Source organism: Citrobacter portucalensis, assembly GCF_023374935.1.
Lineage (GTDB): Bacteria > Pseudomonadota > Gammaproteobacteria > Enterobacterales > Enterobacteriaceae > Citrobacter > Citrobacter portucalensis.
Genome location: NZ_CP092466.1, coordinates 2193311 through 2211557, shown reverse-complemented (window position 1 = coordinate 2211557; position 18247 = coordinate 2193311). Strand labels below are relative to the sequence as shown.

Below are 18247 nucleotides of genomic sequence, written 5' to 3'. Positions count from 1 at the left end.
TTCACACCCCCGGCGGTGGTTCACTCAGTGACGCAGACTCGGCCAGCAACTCGCTCAGCACCGTATCAGGATCCGCATCGGCATCAATCAGGTTGAGTTTTTGCAGGGCTTTAATCGCATCGATACGGCGAAGGTCACCGCCCTGGCGCAGGGACTGAATAGCCAGCGCAGCAGGCGGGTTGAATTCTTTCGACTCAACATCCAGCTCGGTGCGCACATCTACGTTACCGCCCTCCTTCTCGCCGATGTACTCAGCCATGATCTGCAGGATGTTGTCGATCGCGTCTTCGAGGCTGGTGGCCATTGTGTAGAGCGGCGACTGCTCCTGCATTTTCTCTTCGGAGGTCTGGTCTACCGATTTGGTAGAGGTGTTTTCCGTACGCAGCAGCTTCGCGCCAGCCTGGCGCATCTGCTCCACCAGCTCTGCCAGAGACTCTTTGCCGGCACCAATGGACGAACCGGTATGTTCAACGTATTCCAGACCCTGAGTTTGCCGATCGGTGAACGACGTGGCAGACGAAGACCCAATTACCAGCTCTTCTCCCTGCTCAAGCCCGAACACCGTCAATATAGGCACCCGGGCGACGTGCAGGATGTTGTCCTGCTCACTTTGGCTTTGCCAGTGCTTGATATTCAGCATGGCCATGTTGAGTAGCGGCGGTGAACCACACATAAACCCGGTGCGCTTGGTGTAGAGCGTCACCAGGGTGAGATCTTTACGAGAGGTTTGCCATTGATCGAATATCTCCCAGTTCGCCGCGCCTTCGGTACCGCTGGACTTGCGGTAGATTTCCACCTTCCCCGGCGTCAGATAACGTATCTGCTCCACCTTTGTTTGCCCGAAGTCGTCACCGTCCTCGACAACCACCTCTTTGATGCGCAGCGCGGTGAGCTCCAGCTTACCGTCCACCATCTTCGACTTCCATCCGATTACCTGGCGGGGATTAAGCATTGTGACGTACGGGCGCGCGCCGGTAGCTTTCTCATCCGCTTTGGTTTTCACCCTTTCGGGGTCCACTCGGGGATAGTCTACCAGCGCATGGGAGAGGCCATACTGCATCGCCAGGCCGAAGAATGACTGAGCCCAGACATCGAGGCGGGTACCTTCCAGATCGATGTTCTTCGCAAACTCTCGCAGTTGCTCTGGAACGTTCTCGGCCAGCTTAATCGGCTCGGCAAATACGCGCCCGATGTTTTGCTTAATGGTCTCTTCGTAGGCGGGCAAAAGCGTGGCCACAGAGAGGCGTTTTTTATAGTCCTCTTTGTCTTCTTTCGGCCAGCGCGGGAGATATGCCTCGCCCAGTTGTCGCATATAGAGCGTGCCGCCCATCAGGGCATCGTTGATATCCCACGCCTCGACCATGTTCCCATAGTCCAGATTGGGTGTTGAGATGTCAGGCATGGAGTTACATCCGTAGTTGAGTGACTTTTCCGGTGGGCTTGATGATCGGGAATTGCTTCACGATGAAATAGCCACCAGCGTCGTTTGGGTGATCGTTGTCGGCTGATTTATCCGGCTCGCCGTTTGCCGCCCATACCTGCTGTTCAAGGCTGTCTGTATAGACCGGGCAGCGAGCAACGTTAACTTTGTAGCGGCGCTCACCGTTGCCGTTGCCGAACATGGCATTCATGGAGTTAATGCGATCCTTTACCGGCGGGTTGGCGGCGTTCACCACCACGCTGAATCCGGCCTGCTTGAGCTGTGCAATATCGGTGGCGCTGGCGTTATTGGACTTGCGTGAATCGCCGGAAGCATCCGGATAGATGTAAATCTGCCTGGAGGCAACATAGCGCCCGCCCTCGTAGCGCCAGAACTCTTCCTGGATACGCTTTATCATGGCCGGCGTGTCATAAACTTTTATCAATTCGCGTACCGCGCGCGGCTCGCCATTGCGAAGCACATGGACGATGGACGCCATTTTGCCAACGTTAAAGTCCATGCCGATATAGAGCGGTTCGCCTGCCTGTTCTTCATCAGTACAGTTATTCAGACGTCGATCGAACTGGTGATAGATGGTGCCGCTGTTCAGGTTGGTGAAGCGCCCCCTCAGATACGCCTTAATCAACTCCGGCGGGTAGGAATTCATCAGCGAAGGGATGTAATCCGCGGGCAAGTTCTTCGCGTTGTCGAACGTGCTGGCCTGTATCAGACCGTACAGGGCTGAGAGCTCTGGCTTTTCACGTACTGCCTTCACGAATTGCTGGTAAACGAATTTGAACCCCTCCGGCGTTGTCGTGACGTCAATACCGTTACGCAGTCCATCTACCTTGTAACGCATACGAGCGATGATTTTTCTCCAGGCCTGTTGCGCTTTGGCAGCCGCCATGACATCCAGCTCATCCACCATCGCGTTACCGATTTTGAAACCAACTATCGAGCCGGGCTTCTCCATCGAGCGGCAGATTGTGGTCCCGCGGAACCTTCGCCCCTCGTAGAAGTGAACCTCTTTGTTACCCTCGTTGATTTTGACACTCAACCCCCAGTCAAATGCCACCTCTTCAATCGTTGGATAGAAGATGTCACGAATCTGCGGGTAAGTTGGCGCGAAGTAGCCCTGGTTGATTTTTGGGTGTTCCCACATACCTTTGCAGATGCCGCCACAACCCACCCACGTTTTACCGGAACCGAACCCGGCAACGTAGGCTTTAAACTTGTGCTCCATCGCGAGGAAGCGAGCCTGTGGGATGTTAAGTGTCGGGCTGATCCCCATCTTCTTCCCTCGCATCCACTACGTTGATATTGATCTGCACTGGTGTTGGTTCGTCATCATCACCATCACCGGCCATCTCTTTGCGGAGTTTCTCAATCTCCAGCTGCCGGCGCTCGATTTCAATCTGTTGAAGTCGCTGCGCAAACTCACTATCAGCCAGGCCAAGCCGCTTCATGACGGCTTCATACATCCGTTCACGGCTTATCGCGGTAATTTCCACACCATGTTTGCCGAGCTTCACGCCGGAATAAGCCAAGGCAGCATCAGGGGGAAGTTTTCGGGTATCAGCAAAGTATGGCTGTCCGATCCCGTCACCATTGCAGCGCGGACAGGCAGGGTTTGGCTCCCGGTTGTGGTCGTAGCCATAACCTCCGACGTCTACCGGCTCTTTGCCCTTTCGCTCAAGGGCTTTAAGCCGTTGCTCCTCGAACTCCACCATGTCACGCCACTGATAGTGATGACCGAAGCCCCAGCAGTAACGGCATGCGCCACGACGATACTGTGAAAGCTGGTTTGCATCGAAGGTGGCGAGTTGCCACATCTGCTCCAGGACCTCATCAGCACTGCCAAGCGTGCGCGCAATGGAGGCTTTCTGCTGCTGCGCAATGGCCTGTGCAACTGAAGTTTTCTTAAGGAGTTGATAGCCGATTTGTTCAGCTGATTTTTTACTGTAGCCCGCCCGGATAGCTGCCTGTGTGGCATTACCATCCTTCAGGTACTCCGCGACAAATAAGCGCTGCTGAGCAGTAAGCCCATCATCGTCCACCAGCTCATTTGCGCTTTTATCTTTCTGCGCAGTGCGCATTTTTTTCTGCGCAGGTTTTTGCGCAGAAAGTTTTTTGATATATCGACGGGCGGTAGCGTAGTTCAGTCCCTGCGCTTCACACCAATCCTTTGGTGATACGCCGGTTGCGGCATGTTCGGACAGGAACCGTTGCTGAAGCTCGCCCCAGTCCGGTTTTGCCATTGCTTACTCCAATAAAAAAGCCACCAGCGGATGCCAGTGGCTTGGGTGTGGTAATCAGGAATGGATTCGGACCATTGAGCCAGAAGATATTGGTCGTCTGCACCATCCTCCAACTTATAGCAGCGTCACGCTTCGTCCGGACCGGTATTACCCGACACTCGCGCACCTGATTAATGAGTTTCGACATTATCACAGGAACTCGGTGAATGCCTGTTGTAAAATCTAAACTAATAGCAACTAACCGGAGGTGGTGATGAAATCATCACGCGAAAATAATCAATCTTGCAACTTGTTAACTACGCTTCGCAAATCATTTTTAAGCTGCTTAGTTATGATTTCAATATTAGTATCGAACCAACCCGCATCCTGATCAGAAAACTCATAACCAGGTGAAATGAGCCCAAGCATACCTTTCTTAGACTCTAACGGGGAACGACCTTCCACCCCTTTCGTTATGGCAAGCACCTGATACGGAAGATAACTTAAATCCTCTTCGGTCATGCCTGCTCTAGCCGCCACATCAGCAACACATGTCATGATTATGCCACTACAAACTTTTGCCTCAGTGATTGCAGTGCTAATAATAACAAGGCTAATTCTGTCTAAATCCTTCTGGTCAATATAATTTCCTGCCATAGAATTTCTGAATGTAAGCGACATAACTTCCATCCAGTGAGCTATATACTTTCTTACCTTTGCAGAGGCAATATTGCGCCTGAATTGCTTAAACATTAAATTCTCCATTTTATGAGAACTAATATTTTAACCTAAAGACAACAAAGTCAAAAGCCCAGTGATCACCGCTGTTAAAACCCCTTCTATTGCGAGGCTATAGGGTTATTGTTTGACTCTCTCACCGAATCGTAAATACGTTCACACGTCATCCCGGCGGTGTAGCGTTCGTCAGCGATTCCAGCATATCGCTTAGCTTCTGCTGCAATATCTCCGAGCATGTCGGCGAGCACTGCGGCGTCGGCTCCGGCTGTTTTGCTTCTGACGGCAGTGGCAAGATCTGAGGTGTGCTTTGCGGCGTCCAGGCGGGCGGCAAGCTTTGTTGCTTCGGTACGCAACTGGCTAACAGTGGCAGACAGGCCAGCAGCAGTGGCAGCAGATTTAGCGGCTTGTGCTTGTGCATCTTTAACGGCCTCATCCCGGGCAATAATTCGCCCTTGTTCAATCATGCGGGCTGCGGTCTGCGCGTTCGCTGTTTGCGATGATTCAACGCTGTCACGTTCTGCCCACTTTTTTTCCCAACCGCGGCTGCTCCATACACTACCCGCGATGAATGCTACGGCCACCAGCAACGAAATAACAATGAACTGATAGCGCAGGCTCACTGGTCTATCCCCCAGCACGTCAGCGCGCTTTCCTGGTCTCGACGCTCTACCTGCCCATAGCAGCCATTTTTCTGGCCTTTGGTCAGGCGACAATCGCGGCCGCCGTCTTTAATCCACCAGCGGATCGCTTCACAAGCACCTTTACGGTCGCCAGCATTTATTCGCTTATAGAACGTAGATGGGAAACATTTTCCGGGGCCGATGTTATATGGGCAGAAAGATGCTATCCCGGCTTTCTGTGGTTCGGTCAGTGCTACCTTGATATTTCGGTCCACCCAGGCCAGCGCTTTATCGCGTTCTATGGCGTTTACCTGGGCACATTTCTCAGCAGACAGCTTCATGCCCTGAACTACTGGTTTGCCATCAACCATCGTGCCGCCACGGCAAATTGTCCACACTCCGCTGCCGTCGCGATACGCCGTCAGACTATTACCCTCTTTCTCATCCAGAAACTGATCGAGAATAACGGGGGCGGAAGCCCCGGCAAGAATCAAACCAATGACCGCTGCGCTCAGTTTATTCTTCAGCTTTGGTGGCATAGCCATTGCGCCGATCCTCCCGTTCTTTCCAGCGGAAATACCAGTTCACCGCACACGTGATTACCGTGCATGCGATACCGACAATAATTGCCCAGTCGCTCAGGCTTAACCCTGCAATTCTGTCGGCCAACATCCAGGACACCTCTTTTGCTGTTTTAGCTGTTTCGGCATATGCCTTCGCTGATACACCGCAGCCGGTCAGCGTGGTGCCTGTTCCATATGAAAGTCTGCTGTAAATGGTGCTCATTCTGGTCATAGCCTCACCTCCGATTCTTCGGATGGCGCTGTGTGTGTATGAAAAGGGTCAGGCTTCACGGGCTGGATTTATCAACAAAGCACGTAGCGGATGATTCCCGTGAGGCCTGAAATTAAAAAGGCCGCCAATGGGCAGCCCTGTTTTAATGAAAAAAAACCGCTGACATCACGGGAAGCAGCGGCTAATAGGCACGGTCAAAGTTTTACTTATAGTTATTCGTCAAATATTGCATGAATGAAAAAACACATCAAACGCAAAAATTGAACACTTTTGGACAATGAGCTGAACACTCACGCTCCAGAAACGCAAAAGCCCCACGGTGTTATCCGCGGGGCTTGAAACGAAGGCGTTAACCCATCGTTGGGATAAAATTAACACAGATTCGGGAAAAGTAAATAGCTGGAATTAACTTCCATAACCGTTATCGTGTTATTTGTTTCAGTTGGTTTTCTGCCCATGCCTCTTCAATATCGAATTTCGTAATCAGCTGATCATAGAACGGTTTAACGGACTTCTTCCACGTATCCAGGCTGATTACATCCGTAATCTGGCAAACAGCTGCGTGGGCCTCAGTTGACGGGATGCGCTCATATCCGCGACCGCCACAGCGCTTGCAGGTGCTGAATACTGGAACGCCTTGCTGCTTCGTTTCCTTCTGATTCACCGCTTTCCCACGGCCACGGCAATCACTACATGCGCAACTGATGGCTTTTTTCCCTTTGCACTGAGGACAGAGAACGCGCGTTATCTCTTTTACCTCACGCCTGTTTTGGTGCTGCGAAGGTATCACCTTCAAACCAAACGCTTTTGATGCCTTAATGATTTCTTTTGCATGTGCCGGCGTATTGGTTTTCATACTGAATACCTCAGCATCAATAAAGCCCTCACCGTTGCAGCAATCGCACCGTTTTACACTGGCTGCGCTGCGGGAATAATCCTCAAATGCGAAGGTGGCCAACTGGTGCATCACCTGAGGCTTAACCCCGAAATCCAACTTACGCAGCGCGGCAACCTTGTCACATTTGGTCATCGCGTACTCAGCCAGCAGTCCGATAGCCCGATCCCGGTCGTTATTGCTTATGCCCATCTTGCCGAGGAAAGCACTGTACCCCATAGCAGCGCGTTCCTGAGTCATGCCTATTGCCGCCATGATGTCGGTACCGGTCAGTGAATCGGAGGCGGTAGCGCGCGGAGAATCGCTAATCAGCGTGGATTTTGCGAAGTGGTATTTCACTGTGTTTTCAAGGTTCATAGCGCTTCTCCAGCATAAGTTTTCACGTAATTCTTCAGTATTCGGTAGTCCGTCAGCACAGAGCCGGGAAAGTGATATAAGCGCAATCGTTGCCAACGAACGCGGAGGTGATCGGCAAAGTAGGATTCGAATGTCATGCGGCCTCCCTTGCTTTGACGAGTTGTCGCCTCAGCGCGCTGTAATGCTTTCTGATGGCTTCGAGTTCTTCGATGGTGTATCGGTGCGGGGTGTTATTGTTTTCGAGCGCCTCAACGCGTTCAGCCCCAATTTTCTCTATAAGGCCAAGGCGGTACTGCTGCTGATTGCCCGACAACTGCACGTTACAGTGGTGACATTGTTTATTGATATTGTCTTCGTGGTAGCGCAGGTGTGATGCCTTACCTCGCGATCGGTAATGCCCAGCTTCCCACTGGACAGTGTCGAACGTTCCGCAGCTGATACACGGCAGGTCATGGTCACGCTCTCGGATGTAGTCATTAACGACGCGCTGGGTTAAATCCTCCCAGTGCTTCAGCGGCTTAACTGCAGCTTTACGCTGGCGCCAGGCTGCACGTTCTTTCTTCTCAGTGGCGCGCTGCTTGGCAGACTCTTTGCGTTGTGCAGCCTCCCGGGCTTTTCTGACCTGCTCCTTGCCGACGGAGCTGGCGCACTCGTAACCGCAAACGGTCTGCGTTTCACGCACCGGATGGAACCATTGGCGACATTCCTTATTGGCACACTTACGGCGCGGTAGCTTAGCCATACTCACCCCCACGCCCTGTTTTGCCAGACTTTACTCGGGCGCGGCGCTTTCTCGCTTTCCGGCAACTGCACGCTGACAGTCCAGGTGATGTTGTCGCGATTAAGGCTGCGTTCTACCGTGGCGCCACGACGGCGATAACTGGCCACCAGCTCGTCGGCCTGTTCGGTTGTGCATTCGTGATGGTGAAACCAGGAATATTTCATCGCCATCACCCCGCAAAGCTCATGAGTTGCGCAGCGGCGTTTTCCGCTTCTCGCTGGTCCTTGAATGACCGGGACAATACCCAGCGCCACAGAACATCGAGCGCTGCTTTGTACAGTTGCTGGAACTCTGTTTCATCCATGTTGGCGAAGGCAATACTGCGGGGATGTTTGCGAAGAGTGCCGTCGGGCAGCTGTATGGCGTCGTAGTGACCGGATTCGACAATTACCCATGAACGGTAAGCATCAAAAGATTTGCAGACACTGATACTTCCTGCACGTCTGTCAGCGATTCGATCGAGGTAGTGCTCGGCAGCATCCAGCAGTGCGCCTTCGTTTCCACCAAATGCCGCGAGGAATTTAGCGTACCCGGTCACCAATTTACGTTCGTTGGAAGAAATCGCCCCGCCGGTGGGTTCCCAGTATTCAAACCCGAGATTCAGGAGCGCAAAGAAACGGCGATGGAATGCTGGATTCCTCACCTGACGAAATTCGGCTACCAGTACGGCACCAAGTTTGATTTTTGATTGCAGAATATCGCTGGTCTCCGGCGTCGCGGGGATCAGGATTCCTGAAGACTGCTTGATGAGTTGTAGTTCGTGCGCCATGGTTTCTCTCCGTGGCGCAGTAGGTTACGGTTGTTCAGACCGTTGATTTCATATTATCAGAAGGTGGAGTTACCCGGTAGCCGAGACGGCGGATAAATTGCACAAAACCATTGGGAGTAAAGACTTCTTCATCATCGAGCAAAGGTCGCATTGATACCATTCCATTAACGCGATAAATCAGATGCCTGCCAGATGAAGGAAAGCTAAACATAACACAACCATCAGAACGTCTGACAAGGTCGTACCAATGATCATCTGATGCCTGCAATGCTGAATTACTCACTTTTTATTCTCCCTTCAATCGACACAGACGCGGTTAAAAGTTGTCGGCAACAGCATCAAAGGGATACACATTTTCGGTATTCTGTTATCTGCGCGCCGGCTAACCCAAGTTCAATAAAACCAGTCGTCGGCGCTTTCCCATGTTTCCTGCAGGATTTCCTCCACCTTCGTTTTATCGCCCTTATCGCCACCGAAAACAGTCAGGCTATCGCCGCCAGCCCTGCGGATAACCAGAGAACAATTTTCATATTGATTCTGAAGTCGTTTAAGCAACTCTTTCTCAAGTGCAGGTATGGCGCCGCGCGGCAGGTCTTTTGATTTGTTGATGGTAAGTTCTATCTTCATAATTCCCTCTACATCAATATACTGTACATTTATACAGTATACCTATTGACCATCATATTCAAGTGGTTAATGGCACTTTTTGCCAAAGCCATGCCGTTGTATCTGCTAAGTTTTTCCGAGTGTTCGGAATTTACTAAATCAGATTAGTAAAACTGTCCAGACAAGAAAAAACCCGCAAAAGCGGGCTTTTCGACAGTAAGATTATGGATATACTAGCGGGAGGGATATGGGGGCAACGTCATCCAGTATTTAGGATCGACTTCCGCTTTTTTATCGAATCTACCATCATCGAGGTAAAACCATCCTTCGGTCTTGTACATAGCCAGTTCATAAACTCTATTTACATATGCCAATACTGGCAGTCCTCTTGGAGGAAATCCGCTTTCCCATTGGCGTTTTTGAGGAAGTTTATCTCGGTAGAAGCTTAACCTTTCCTTGAAAAAATCCTGCAAATAGGAAGGTTGCATGCTTGCAACCTCCTCAATGGGTACAAACTGTTCTAGCCACTCTTTGAATGCAACTCCTGAAGCCGCCAAATCAACGTTAACCTTGTCCTGCTCTTCTTTCGATTTTGCTGCGATGTTGAAATCAGACATAATGAATCCCCCTCGTTGCTTTGAGAGGGATTATACATCAATCAATGCCAGGTAAATTTCCATGGGTGACTGATACGTGCCTTTCGAACAGCTTCATCGATCTGATCTTGCGTAGGCAAATCGCCATGACATACGATGATGGCATGTTCTGGTGTGCATTGAATTGGAGTAAAATTAAGGTATGGATAATCTACTTCACTCTTCCCTCTCACGACCCCCATTTCACTATAAGTTACTTGTCTGCCTAGATTTATAACTTTAAATGAATCTGCTACATCCCCGTTCATACCATGACCAAACATAATGATTACGGACATTACACTCCCCTTCGTGAATTAGGTTCAAAGGAAGGTTATCAAGATATGCAACCAACAGGAAATTATTTACAATTAAATAGTTAAATATTTCAATAACTTAATATTATATTATTCTATTTATGCGGCGATTTCTTTCTGCTGACAAAGTTCCGGTAAATTGGCTCGAACCAATGCTTCAGCGAACGGCGGTGGCACCGCGTTACCGCAGCGGGCAACCTGCTTGTCCTTCGCGTACTTCTTCCCCTGATAGTCTTGGTCGATGATGTACCAGTCCGGGAATCCCTGCGCGCGTTATAGCTCATATGGTTGCAGCATGCGCGTGTCAATATCAACGATGCGGTAATTTATGCAGTCTACTGACAATGGTCATTCGACCTCCTTAACGTAATTCGCTGAATACAGGAAATCGAAGGTGCATTTCTGCATCTGTGACAAGGTGAGGAGTTCAGATTGCGGCCGCATTTAAGTCCCCTTAAATGCGCAGAAGTCACCGGAGTTGTTTAAACTCTGATGACTTAATTATGGAGGGTTGATTTAAGAAAATTAATTTGCGAATAGTGACAAAACTCTAATTAAGGCATCCAGCCTTCACCGCAATTTCCTGTCTCTCTCATCCACTCATGACCGCATTCTGAGCACTTGTAATAACGCTCGTTTGCTTCGCGTCCATGATGGCTGAAGTTAACAGATTTATCACCTTGCAAGACCATGCATGCAATAGGAGGATCCCTTCGTCCGAGAGGTTGTTTATTACACACTTCACAAGTCATAAATTTCGGGCCTCACACGTTATTCGCCTGTACAAAAGATTATACCGACAAAAAAATGATTAAGATGCAAGCGAAATGTAAAACATGTGTATACCTCTGAAATCCGTCCTAGGTGATTTATATTTTAGCGTCAAACCCTACATGATGGGACGCAACTTCAGTAAATTTACGAACAACATCCATGGCGAAATCACCTCTCTCAGCAATTTTCCAAACCCAATGTACCACCTGCTCTGCGTTCGTTAGGCGGGAAAGAGGAATTGAATAAACCTGACCATGGATGTCTATTACCTCAAGCTCATCAAGGCATACCTTAACCAGATCATCAAGCTCTCTTTCTCTTTCAAGAATCCTTGTAATGCTCATGCTATTTTCCACTTCCACCTCCTAATAAGCTATTTTGATCAGCCATTTCAATGTAACGAGGATCCGATGGCTTCGGTAAAGTTATTGACGCTTCCCGATAAAAGTTCAACCTCTCCAAAAAATAATCTCGCAAATGCGCTACCTGCTCAGCGATAACCGGCATGTTCAGGCGCTCTTTGTACGCTACGCCACTGGCAGCAAGGTCGACGTTAACCTTGTCCTGCTCTTCTTTCGATTTTGCTGCGATGTTGAAATCAGGCATAGTAATAACCTAAAAAATCTCCAAAAGCATTGATAATCGATGAAATAACAATCATCAAAACACCATAAAGTATATTTCTCGACACCGCCCTACCTTTTGGGCTTGTTACTACCAAATTCCCATCTTCATCCTCATGCCCGAATGCAATAGCCGCCTCAGAACGAGACAGGTAAACTCCTTGAGCAAAAAGAGGGGATAATGTCAAAAGAGTTCCAATCATTATCCCCATGCAACCAAATCTGGGTAATATAGACCACTGTTTTAAGCAGTAAGAAGCAACAACCCCAGCCGCCATAGTTAATAGCCAGGCAGAGATCATTATGGGTTTGCTTGAAAGCCATTTAATATATTTATCAAAAAAATGGATATCATGCTTACTTGGATTATTTCTCATACTCCCTCCACAGAATGGCGAGAGTATATCACTTCACCTCCTGCTGCGGTGCTGCTGAATGATGCCCAAGACCTTCGTCTGTGAACGAGATGATTACCTTTGTAGAGTCAGCGCACTGAGGTTCCTCGCCATGCCTGAACACAAAAAAACTGCAGCCATGTATCTCGGCCAGTCGTTCTGCCTCTACCTTCCAACCATCCGGAGCTACCGGAGAGTTGCCAGCCTGTTTGAAGTTTGGCTTCGCATCCTGAACCAACAGAATGTAGCCATTCTTTGCCGCGTCCAGTTCAGATATTTCAGTTACAGTGCCGAAATAACGATGGCCAGCATCTGTATCACAGGTGCTGACGTCTACGGATACCTCCATGCCTTCGATGTGTTTAAGCAACTCTCCAGTGTCAATTGCTGGATTAGCGGTAGGCGTATTCATGTGGTTATTCCATGAGCCAACTTCGTCCAGTTGTTCGGAATTATCGAACGACTGAAGCATGGCTGCGCGGCAGGCGTCTTCGCTATCGCCAAATATAGCTGCTTCCAGCACATCGATAGCCTGCGAAGGCGAGTGAGTGTATTTGTCAAATGACGGCCCCTTGATGCGCTGAGCAAGTTTGAATAATCGCTTTACCTGTGCGTGATACAGTTCACTAAGATGACGATATTCATCCGGCACTCCCGTCTCTGCGTTCCTTGCTTCCAGCACCCCATCAATCACCTTCACCGCATCAGCCATTGCGTAGCCGAGATTACCGCCGTCGCTTTGTGCTGCTGCTTTGCTGAGTATTTCGCTTATCTGGTGCAGGCGATCGAGTGATACAGGACCGTTCGCCGGGTGGTTAGTTGTCATGGATTAGTCCTCAACATTTTTGCCACACATTGGGCAATGATTAAATTTATTGGCAAATCCGGGATGAGGAATTGCAAAGTGCCGTGTGCGTTCATTCCAGTCCTCAACTTTCCGTTTAAATAGGGCCTCTCTTTGCTCCCAATCACCCTCGTAAATCCTCGTCGCCCCGATCATCCCTGTTACGCAGCGAAGGCATCCACTAGCCATCTCACTCTCCCTTCACGCCAATGCCAGCGGCGGCTAATTCAGCGTTAACCTCTGCCTCCGGATAGGCGTAAATTGCTCGGTGCACATCATTGAAATCTCGACGATGCAAAACGCTAATAGGCTTCGGCAATTCAACCTCCCGCGCCTCCAGTTCAGCAATCCGCTTGGCTTGCCAGTCAACAAATTCAACCAATGAGCCTTTCAGTCCATAGTCTTTGCGCAGCATGTAGTAGATATCAGATTTCTGTTTAAGCTCCCTGCACTTGCTCTCGGCGTTAGCGAGCTGTACCGACAGATCGAGCACCTGCTGTTCCAGTTCTTCATAGGTTGGTTTCATGCTGGCATTCTCCCCACGATATCCATAACCCGGCGCATAACTGCACTTCCCCGAAAATCTGCTGGTAATTCAATCGCAGACTTACTCGAGCCGTATGAAAAACGCTGGAGATCGAAATCAATCACAGCCTTCTGGTCCCGGAACAAACCAAGACGACCGTAACGAATGAGTTCGCCGCGTTCGGCTGCTACGCGGAAATACTTCTCCGCTGTTTGGCGATGCAGCGACAACATCTGTGATGCCTCGCTAACGGTCAAACGACCGCGGATTTTCACCTCTTCGATGATCACCCGGATAAGTGCCGCCTGCTCTTCTGGTGTATTTGGTCTTGGCATGCTTACCCCCTGAATCCGGTTGGGATGGTTTTATCTGGCTCGGAAATGCGGTTCACATCCCTGCCCGTTTTGCGGTCGTTGAGAGCGAACTTCGGTTTGAACAGTCCCTGGTACCCGTTGGCGATACTGGTGTTGATCACATCAACCGGGTCATGCCCTTCGTCCAGGCATGCCTTCAGCAAGCTGAAAGCCTTGATGACGGTCAGCTCGGTTTTAATGGACTTGCCTGACTGCTGGCGATATGTGACCCATTCTTTCCACGACGCAGCATTCAGCCATTCGGGAAGCTCGACATCCAGCGGGTTGAATTTTGCTGACCTATCTTTTTTTGCAGATTCAGAACCGCCGATGATCAGAACTCCCTGTTCAGTACGCCTTACGATGTCGCTACGGCGTAACACGCAAATGCCCATCTCAACTGCGCCAAGTTTCAGTAGAGATTTTTGGCGTGGGGAATTTCGATCAAGCTCGATACCACACTGAGTCCCATGTCCATCAGTCACGACGATATCAATCCTCCCTTCACACCCATCACCGCGTTCAGGAACCGGATACTCACGGTGAAAATCCAATCCGACAGCTTGCAACGTGGCGATCGCAGAATCGTGAAATTCCGATGCCGAACCCCCCGATAATTTCCCTTCGAGTAGACCGGCAACGTAATCCCGAAAAGCCCTTCCAGATGGGAAGGGTTTGGGTTGGGTTAGATCTGTATTTATATTTGTATTTGGAAGAATGTCTTTGGTGTTCCCTGTTTTCAGGGATACCTCTCCCTGTTTTTGGGGATGGTTATCCCCGTTTTCAGGGATGGCTGAATGGGTAAAATTGCTATCCCTGAATTCAGGGATGGTAATAACCCATGTAACAACTTCAGCAGCAGGAAACACCGCTGGACACTTCGTGCAATTTGGCTTGGTATACGCCCATTTATCCAGGCTGGTGTTAATCCCTATGTATCTGGTTTGCCCAATTCGGCGCAGGATGATGATGTTCCGATAGGCAAGGCTAAGCACGGCTTCAGACACGTGTTTCACCTTCAGCGTCGTTTTGTCTGCAATGAGGCTATTGGCGATGCGGTCTGATTTCTTAGACCAGCCATAGGTCAGGCGAACGATAGCATTCAGCACCCGGAACTCGCGCCCGGATAGCTCGACGATACACAGGGCATCCTGAATCTGGTTGGCTAAGCGTAGATAGCCTTTCTCCAGCTCAGCCATGCTGCTCTCCTGTTTCCCCTGCTGTGTGGGGAATTTGAATATTTCAGCGGTATTTGACATACTGTTCTCCGCAATTACGCACAGTTTTTGCACCTGAAGGCCGTTGGTGTTCTAGCACCGCGGCTTTCGCCATTTTTGAGTCAGTCATACAACCCCCAGCATCATCTGCACCATCTCCATCAGCGGACCGGTTAAGCCAGGGTCAACGCGGTACATCTCCACGATCCCCTCGCTCAGCTCTTTCAGCTTCTGATGACGCGGCGCATCCATCGCGACGGCAATCTTCGCTTCGCTGGTTTCCTTCTCCATACGCGCCAGGCGAGCCATAATGTTGTCTTCTGGCAGCAGGCGGTTGCGGAACTCAATCGGCAGAACTGCGAGGATTGCGGGAGTCAGCTGGCGAACGTTTTCGCGGTACCGTTCGCTGTTGAAATGGTTATCCAGGAAGCGGAAAAGCTTCTGGCGCTGTCGGCTGAGGTCACCAGAGAAAGTGATCTCGTCACCCCCTTGCGCCCGGTACTCTTCGATGATCAGAGCCGTAACTACGTCCTGACCATCTACACCCGCCCACGCACGAACGGCATCGCGGATCTGGTCATGTTTATCTACCAAAACAGGTTGATTGCGATTTATCATCGCAGCCGGTTGATATCCGCTATTTTGATGAAGTGACAGTGACTGCATGGTTATGCCCTCGCCTCCTGAACTGGTAACCCATCCGTAGGGTTGAGGTACAAATCAGGGCGTAACTCATGTGGAGTTACACCTGTAGCATTGAAAATAGGAATGACACGGTTAGCCGGTACGAATCCATTGTCACGGTGACGCCAGTGACTGACCGTCATTGGGGATACATTGAGCTTTTCTGCTAAACGGGTTGCACCCCCTACGATGCATATTGCTTTATCAAGTGCTTTCATATTTGGCTCCAAGTAATAACGAACCAAATTAAACATTATGTTTACATTCAAGTCAACATTATGAATGTTGAGGCGATAAACTTTTAGTTTAGAATCTTGATATATGAGAAAAAACACACACCAAACAGATAACCCGCAGGTTCGGCGGTTAAATGAAATCATCGAGAAGAAGCGCATATCCAAAGCGGATATAGCGAGAATCTGTGGTGTGAGCGCACAATCAGTCAACAACTGGTTTGTCAGAGGAGCGATAGGAAAAAGCTCAGCAATAAAACTTGCCGATGCGCTAGGCGTAAGTCTTGAGTGGGTTCTAGGTCAGGACGTGGATGCTAAGGACGGTTTGAGACACGACGAACGGAGACTGTTGGAACTCTATAATCAACTCCCAAACGAAGAAGAACAACAGAACATGTTGCGGATCGTATCTCTGCGATTGAAAGAACTCGACGAACTGTACGCCAAGTACATGGGGCGGCGGATTAAGGGTGATGTGGAGTAACACTTCTCAGACACACAGGAAGCATGAATAGAAATGGATAGTGAAAAAGAGATATCTGGAAAGATAGCCTTTATGTTTCCGGCTAAGTTCAACCTGGAAGGCGCGAGAGCACCCACATTGAATTTCACCGTTCGCGATGATGGTGTTATAGCTATGAGTGTCGGCATATCTTTTCTAGAACTGAAAAATACCCTGCCTTATTTTGTGAGCCTCAAGCTTGCCGACCCAAACTTACAAGATGTACCCATATCCTCATCTATGGATGCCATCCCTGAAAACTACATTGACCCAGTAAAGAGATCTTCCTTTCTCACAGCAAGCTTTTATTTTAACCCAACGTTAAATGGTACCTATCGTTTCACCTGTGAACTTCTCAATCCCTATGATAGTGAAAATCCCCTTGATAGCATGAGTGTTTTCTTCAATGTTTTGGGGGTGGCGTAATCCTATGGCAGCTAAAGACTACGTAAGACTCGTAAGCGCTACGTCTCCAGAAGACTTGGTGGATGGACATGAGGAGGATAATAAGTCATCATTTCATGATGGTAATGGTGGAGGTGGTAACATGCTTGAAGCCAGAGTAGCTAAACTGGAAGCTGATATTAGCTATATTCGACGTGATGTTGATGAGCTTAGAATAGATGCGAAATCAATTAGCCAAAACATGACTATTGCTCTTGAGAGACTGGAAAGTATTAAAGCCTCTCTCGATAAAAAACCTTCAACCGATACAGTAGATAAAAAAATATCTGACGCAAAACTAGCCGTCTTACTTGGAGTTCCGACCCTCATCGCAATAATGACCGGCCTCTACAAACTAGCTCAGCATTATCTTTAACCCGGCCACAGCGCCGGGTTTCTTTTGCCTACCCTTTTCGCACTTCCTCAGCTGCAAACCTGAACACCTGTCGCCAAAAATCGTTCTGCTCAATATCCCCCAGCGACTCAAGCATTGAAATGATCGCCTCAGTAGTTGGCGCGTCTCCATGTGATATCAGATTCAGCGTCGCTCTACCTACCGCCTGACATACATCGTTGTAACCCACGTAGAACTTTTCCATAGCCCGCCCTAATCGATTTTTTTATAACCACAAAATAGACCACAAAACATACTACTCGTGCCAACGAGCGCAACCAACTAAACTTTTTGTTTATACAAAAACACTCATTATGTTGACACGAAAATAAACATTGTGTTTAATTACTCCATCAACACAACCACCGAGGCAGGACGCCCACGAAGTAGCCGTCCGGGGCATACGAAGACCGGAATGAGGTGGTGAGATTAACGCGCAGTAGGTTTGAAACGTTCCGCCAGCCTGGCGACAAGGGCAAAACAGAGAAGTGAGCTTCGCGGTGGTGAACTGCAGAGTTAAAACGCTCAACTGTGAAGATCAGCATCACGGCGCCACCAGCGAAGTTCACTCAGAAAAACTGGAGAACATCATGGTTCATCAGCACTACGGTACACAGACAGTAAACCGCGGCGCAGTTCAGCCGGGGATGCTCGTCAAACACAAAGACTCAACCTGGACGGCATCAGCTAACGCTCGCGGACGTTTGTATCTGCATCGCGGCGTGGAGATGACTTACACCAAGGATTTGCTGGTTGAAGTTTATCTGAACGGTCTGGGGCATGGACTCAGCCATTAACGGAGAGTGTCATGCAAGACAAGAAATGCGGCTACTGCGGTAAGCCGGTTAAACCAGAGGACGTAATCAAAAGCACCCTTCTCTATCGCAACGGCTCACAGCTGGCGCGCAAAGAGAAAGAGTATTGTTCCAAACGTTGCGCTTCGCACGACCAGATGGCTCACGAAGGCTAACGTAAAACCCGCGCAAGGCGGGATCTACGTCCGGTGGTACCGACCAAAGTTACACCGGAAACAACATTAAAACCAAAGTTAACCCAATGGGCGCTATCAATGGTCCGGGGATTCTAAC

The 18247-nt window shown here is 49.5% G+C and carries 29 protein-coding genes and 2 pseudogenes; 5 read left to right on the top strand and 26 right to left on the bottom strand.

The window, feature by feature from the left end:
• Position 1 precedes the first annotated feature (1 nt).
• From LY264_RS10800 to LY264_RS10670, 26 genes and pseudogenes are all read right to left on the bottom strand, one after another.
• Complete coding sequence (locus LY264_RS10800) at positions 2 to 1402, bottom strand: DUF4055 domain-containing protein (protein WP_071692441.1); 1401 nt, start codon at positions 1400 to 1402, stop codon at positions 2 to 4.
• A 4-nt stretch (positions 1403 to 1406) separates the two neighbouring features.
• Positions 1407 to 2711, bottom strand: a complete 1305-nt coding sequence (locus LY264_RS10795; RefSeq protein WP_071692442.1) for a terminase large subunit domain-containing protein — start codon at positions 2709 to 2711, stop codon at positions 1407 to 1409.
• Positions 2689 to 3678 carry a terminase small subunit gene (locus LY264_RS10790; RefSeq protein ID WP_071692443.1) on the bottom strand — a complete coding sequence of 330 codons (990 nt, stop codon included), beginning with the start codon at positions 3676 to 3678 and terminating at the stop codon, positions 2689 to 2691. Before LY264_RS10790 ends, LY264_RS10795 begins: the two co-directional genes overlap by 23 nt.
• A 276-nt stretch (positions 3679 to 3954) precedes the next feature.
• On the bottom strand, positions 3955 to 4410 hold the full coding sequence (locus LY264_RS10785) for a hypothetical protein (protein ID WP_021571192.1): 456 nt from the start codon (positions 4408 to 4410) through the stop codon (positions 3955 to 3957).
• 86 nt (positions 4411 to 4496) lie between these two features.
• The gene (locus LY264_RS10780) at positions 4497 to 5015 is read right to left on the bottom strand and encodes a DUF2514 domain-containing protein (protein ID WP_071692444.1); all 519 of its coding nucleotides are present in this window, start codon (positions 5013 to 5015) and stop codon (positions 4497 to 4499) included.
• Entirely contained in the window at positions 5012 to 5560 is a 549-nt protein-coding gene (locus LY264_RS10775) for a lysozyme (RefSeq protein ID WP_071692445.1), read from the bottom strand. The genes LY264_RS10780 and LY264_RS10775 overlap by 4 nt, the downstream gene beginning before the upstream one ends.
• Positions 5532 to 5810 (bottom strand): phage holin, encoded by a 279-nt coding sequence (locus LY264_RS10770; protein ID WP_001568784.1) that lies wholly within the window; start codon positions 5808 to 5810, stop codon positions 5532 to 5534. Before LY264_RS10770 ends, LY264_RS10775 begins: the two co-directional genes overlap by 29 nt.
• Before the next feature lie 421 nt (positions 5811 to 6231).
• Positions 6232 to 7062, bottom strand: coding sequence for an antitermination protein (locus LY264_RS10765; RefSeq protein WP_057064561.1), 831 nt, complete (start codon positions 7060 to 7062; stop codon positions 6232 to 6234).
• On the bottom strand, positions 7059 to 7199 hold the full coding sequence (locus LY264_RS10760) for a YlcG family protein (RefSeq protein WP_001568781.1): 141 nt from the start codon (positions 7197 to 7199) through the stop codon (positions 7059 to 7061). Before LY264_RS10760 ends, LY264_RS10765 begins: the two co-directional genes overlap by 4 nt.
• On the bottom strand, positions 7196 to 7804 hold the full coding sequence (locus LY264_RS10755; RefSeq protein WP_071692456.1) for a recombination protein NinG: 609 nt from the start codon (positions 7802 to 7804) through the stop codon (positions 7196 to 7198). The genes LY264_RS10760 and LY264_RS10755 overlap by 4 nt, the downstream gene beginning before the upstream one ends.
• 2 nt (positions 7805 to 7806) lie before the next feature.
• Positions 7807 to 8013: a hypothetical protein gene (locus LY264_RS10750; protein ID WP_071692457.1), complete on the bottom strand. Its 207-nt coding sequence runs from the start codon at positions 8011 to 8013 to the stop codon at positions 7807 to 7809.
• On the bottom strand, positions 8013 to 8612 hold the full coding sequence (locus LY264_RS10745; protein WP_071692458.1) for a DUF1367 family protein: 600 nt from the start codon (positions 8610 to 8612) through the stop codon (positions 8013 to 8015). The genes LY264_RS10750 and LY264_RS10745 overlap by 1 nt, the downstream gene beginning before the upstream one ends.
• Positions 8613 to 8646: 34 nt before the next feature.
• Entirely contained in the window at positions 8647 to 8895 is a 249-nt protein-coding gene (locus tag LY264_RS10740) for a hypothetical protein (protein WP_071524344.1), read from the bottom strand.
• A 110-nt stretch (positions 8896 to 9005) separates the two neighbouring features.
• Positions 9006 to 9239, bottom strand: coding sequence for a DinI family protein (locus LY264_RS10735; RefSeq protein WP_032944444.1), 234 nt, complete (start codon positions 9237 to 9239; stop codon positions 9006 to 9008).
• Between the two features lie 407 nt (positions 9240 to 9646).
• Positions 9647 to 9835: pseudogene (locus tag LY264_RS10730) on the bottom strand (DNA polymerase III subunit theta); the annotation flags it as partial.
• A 41-nt stretch (positions 9836 to 9876) separates the two neighbouring features.
• Complete coding sequence (locus LY264_RS10725) at positions 9877 to 10152, bottom strand: hypothetical protein (RefSeq protein WP_071692460.1); 276 nt, start codon at positions 10150 to 10152, stop codon at positions 9877 to 9879.
• Positions 10153 to 10269: 117 nt separating this feature from the next.
• A pseudogene (locus tag LY264_RS10720) lies at positions 10270 to 10500 on the bottom strand (DNA cytosine methyltransferase); the annotation flags it as partial.
• Between the two features lie 539 nt (positions 10501 to 11039).
• Positions 11040 to 11288: a hypothetical protein gene (locus LY264_RS10715; protein WP_196239009.1), complete on the bottom strand. Its 249-nt coding sequence runs from the start codon at positions 11286 to 11288 to the stop codon at positions 11040 to 11042.
• 1 nt (position 11289) lies between these two features.
• Positions 11290 to 11550 carry a DNA polymerase III subunit theta gene (locus LY264_RS10710; protein WP_071692463.1) on the bottom strand — a complete coding sequence of 87 codons (261 nt, stop codon included), beginning with the start codon at positions 11548 to 11550 and terminating at the stop codon, positions 11290 to 11292.
• Positions 11543 to 11944: a hypothetical protein gene (locus tag LY264_RS10705; protein ID WP_071692464.1), complete on the bottom strand. Its 402-nt coding sequence runs from the start codon at positions 11942 to 11944 to the stop codon at positions 11543 to 11545. Before LY264_RS10705 ends, LY264_RS10710 begins: the two co-directional genes overlap by 8 nt.
• A gap of 28 nt (positions 11945 to 11972) precedes the next feature.
• Entirely contained in the window at positions 11973 to 12788 is an 816-nt protein-coding gene (locus tag LY264_RS10700) for a hypothetical protein (RefSeq protein ID WP_249457661.1), read from the bottom strand.
• A 208-nt stretch (positions 12789 to 12996) separates the two neighbouring features.
• Positions 12997 to 13332: a hypothetical protein gene (locus tag LY264_RS10695; protein WP_071692466.1), complete on the bottom strand. Its 336-nt coding sequence runs from the start codon at positions 13330 to 13332 to the stop codon at positions 12997 to 12999.
• A complete protein-coding gene (locus LY264_RS10690) occupies positions 13329 to 13667 on the bottom strand; it encodes a DUF977 family protein (RefSeq protein WP_071692467.1) in 339 nt (112 codons plus the stop codon). Before LY264_RS10690 ends, LY264_RS10695 begins: the two co-directional genes overlap by 4 nt.
• Positions 13668 to 13669: 2 nt before the next feature.
• On the bottom strand, positions 13670 to 14944 hold the full coding sequence (locus LY264_RS25985) for a replication protein (protein WP_071692468.1): 1275 nt from the start codon (positions 14942 to 14944) through the stop codon (positions 13670 to 13672).
• Between the two features lie 84 nt (positions 14945 to 15028).
• A complete protein-coding gene (locus LY264_RS10675) occupies positions 15029 to 15568 on the bottom strand; it encodes a toxin YdaT domain-containing protein (RefSeq protein ID WP_071692469.1) in 540 nt (179 codons plus the stop codon).
• A 2-nt stretch (positions 15569 to 15570) separates the two neighbouring features.
• Complete coding sequence (locus LY264_RS10670) at positions 15571 to 15804, bottom strand: transcriptional regulator (protein WP_071692470.1); 234 nt, start codon at positions 15802 to 15804, stop codon at positions 15571 to 15573.
• A gap of 103 nt (positions 15805 to 15907) precedes the next feature.
• Between LY264_RS10670 and LY264_RS10665 the strand changes: the two genes are divergently transcribed.
• From LY264_RS10665 to LY264_RS10645, 5 genes are all read left to right on the top strand, one after another.
• Positions 15908 to 16303: a helix-turn-helix domain-containing protein gene (locus LY264_RS10665; RefSeq protein ID WP_071692471.1), complete on the top strand. Its 396-nt coding sequence runs from the start codon at positions 15908 to 15910 to the stop codon at positions 16301 to 16303.
• Positions 16304 to 16336: 33 nt separating this feature from the next.
• Entirely contained in the window at positions 16337 to 16747 is a 411-nt protein-coding gene (locus tag LY264_RS10660) for a hypothetical protein (protein ID WP_071692472.1), read from the top strand.
• Between the two features lie 4 nt (positions 16748 to 16751).
• Positions 16752 to 17141 (top strand): hypothetical protein, encoded by a 390-nt coding sequence (locus tag LY264_RS10655; RefSeq protein ID WP_240498925.1) that lies wholly within the window; start codon positions 16752 to 16754, stop codon positions 17139 to 17141.
• A gap of 608 nt (positions 17142 to 17749) precedes the next feature.
• Positions 17750 to 17956 carry a hypothetical protein gene (locus tag LY264_RS10650; RefSeq protein WP_001568763.1) on the top strand — a complete coding sequence of 69 codons (207 nt, stop codon included), beginning with the start codon at positions 17750 to 17752 and terminating at the stop codon, positions 17954 to 17956.
• A gap of 11 nt (positions 17957 to 17967) precedes the next feature.
• Positions 17968 to 18129, top strand: a complete 162-nt coding sequence (locus LY264_RS10645; protein ID WP_071692473.1) for a YdaE family protein — start codon at positions 17968 to 17970, stop codon at positions 18127 to 18129.
• Positions 18130 to 18247: the final 118 nt, after the last annotated feature.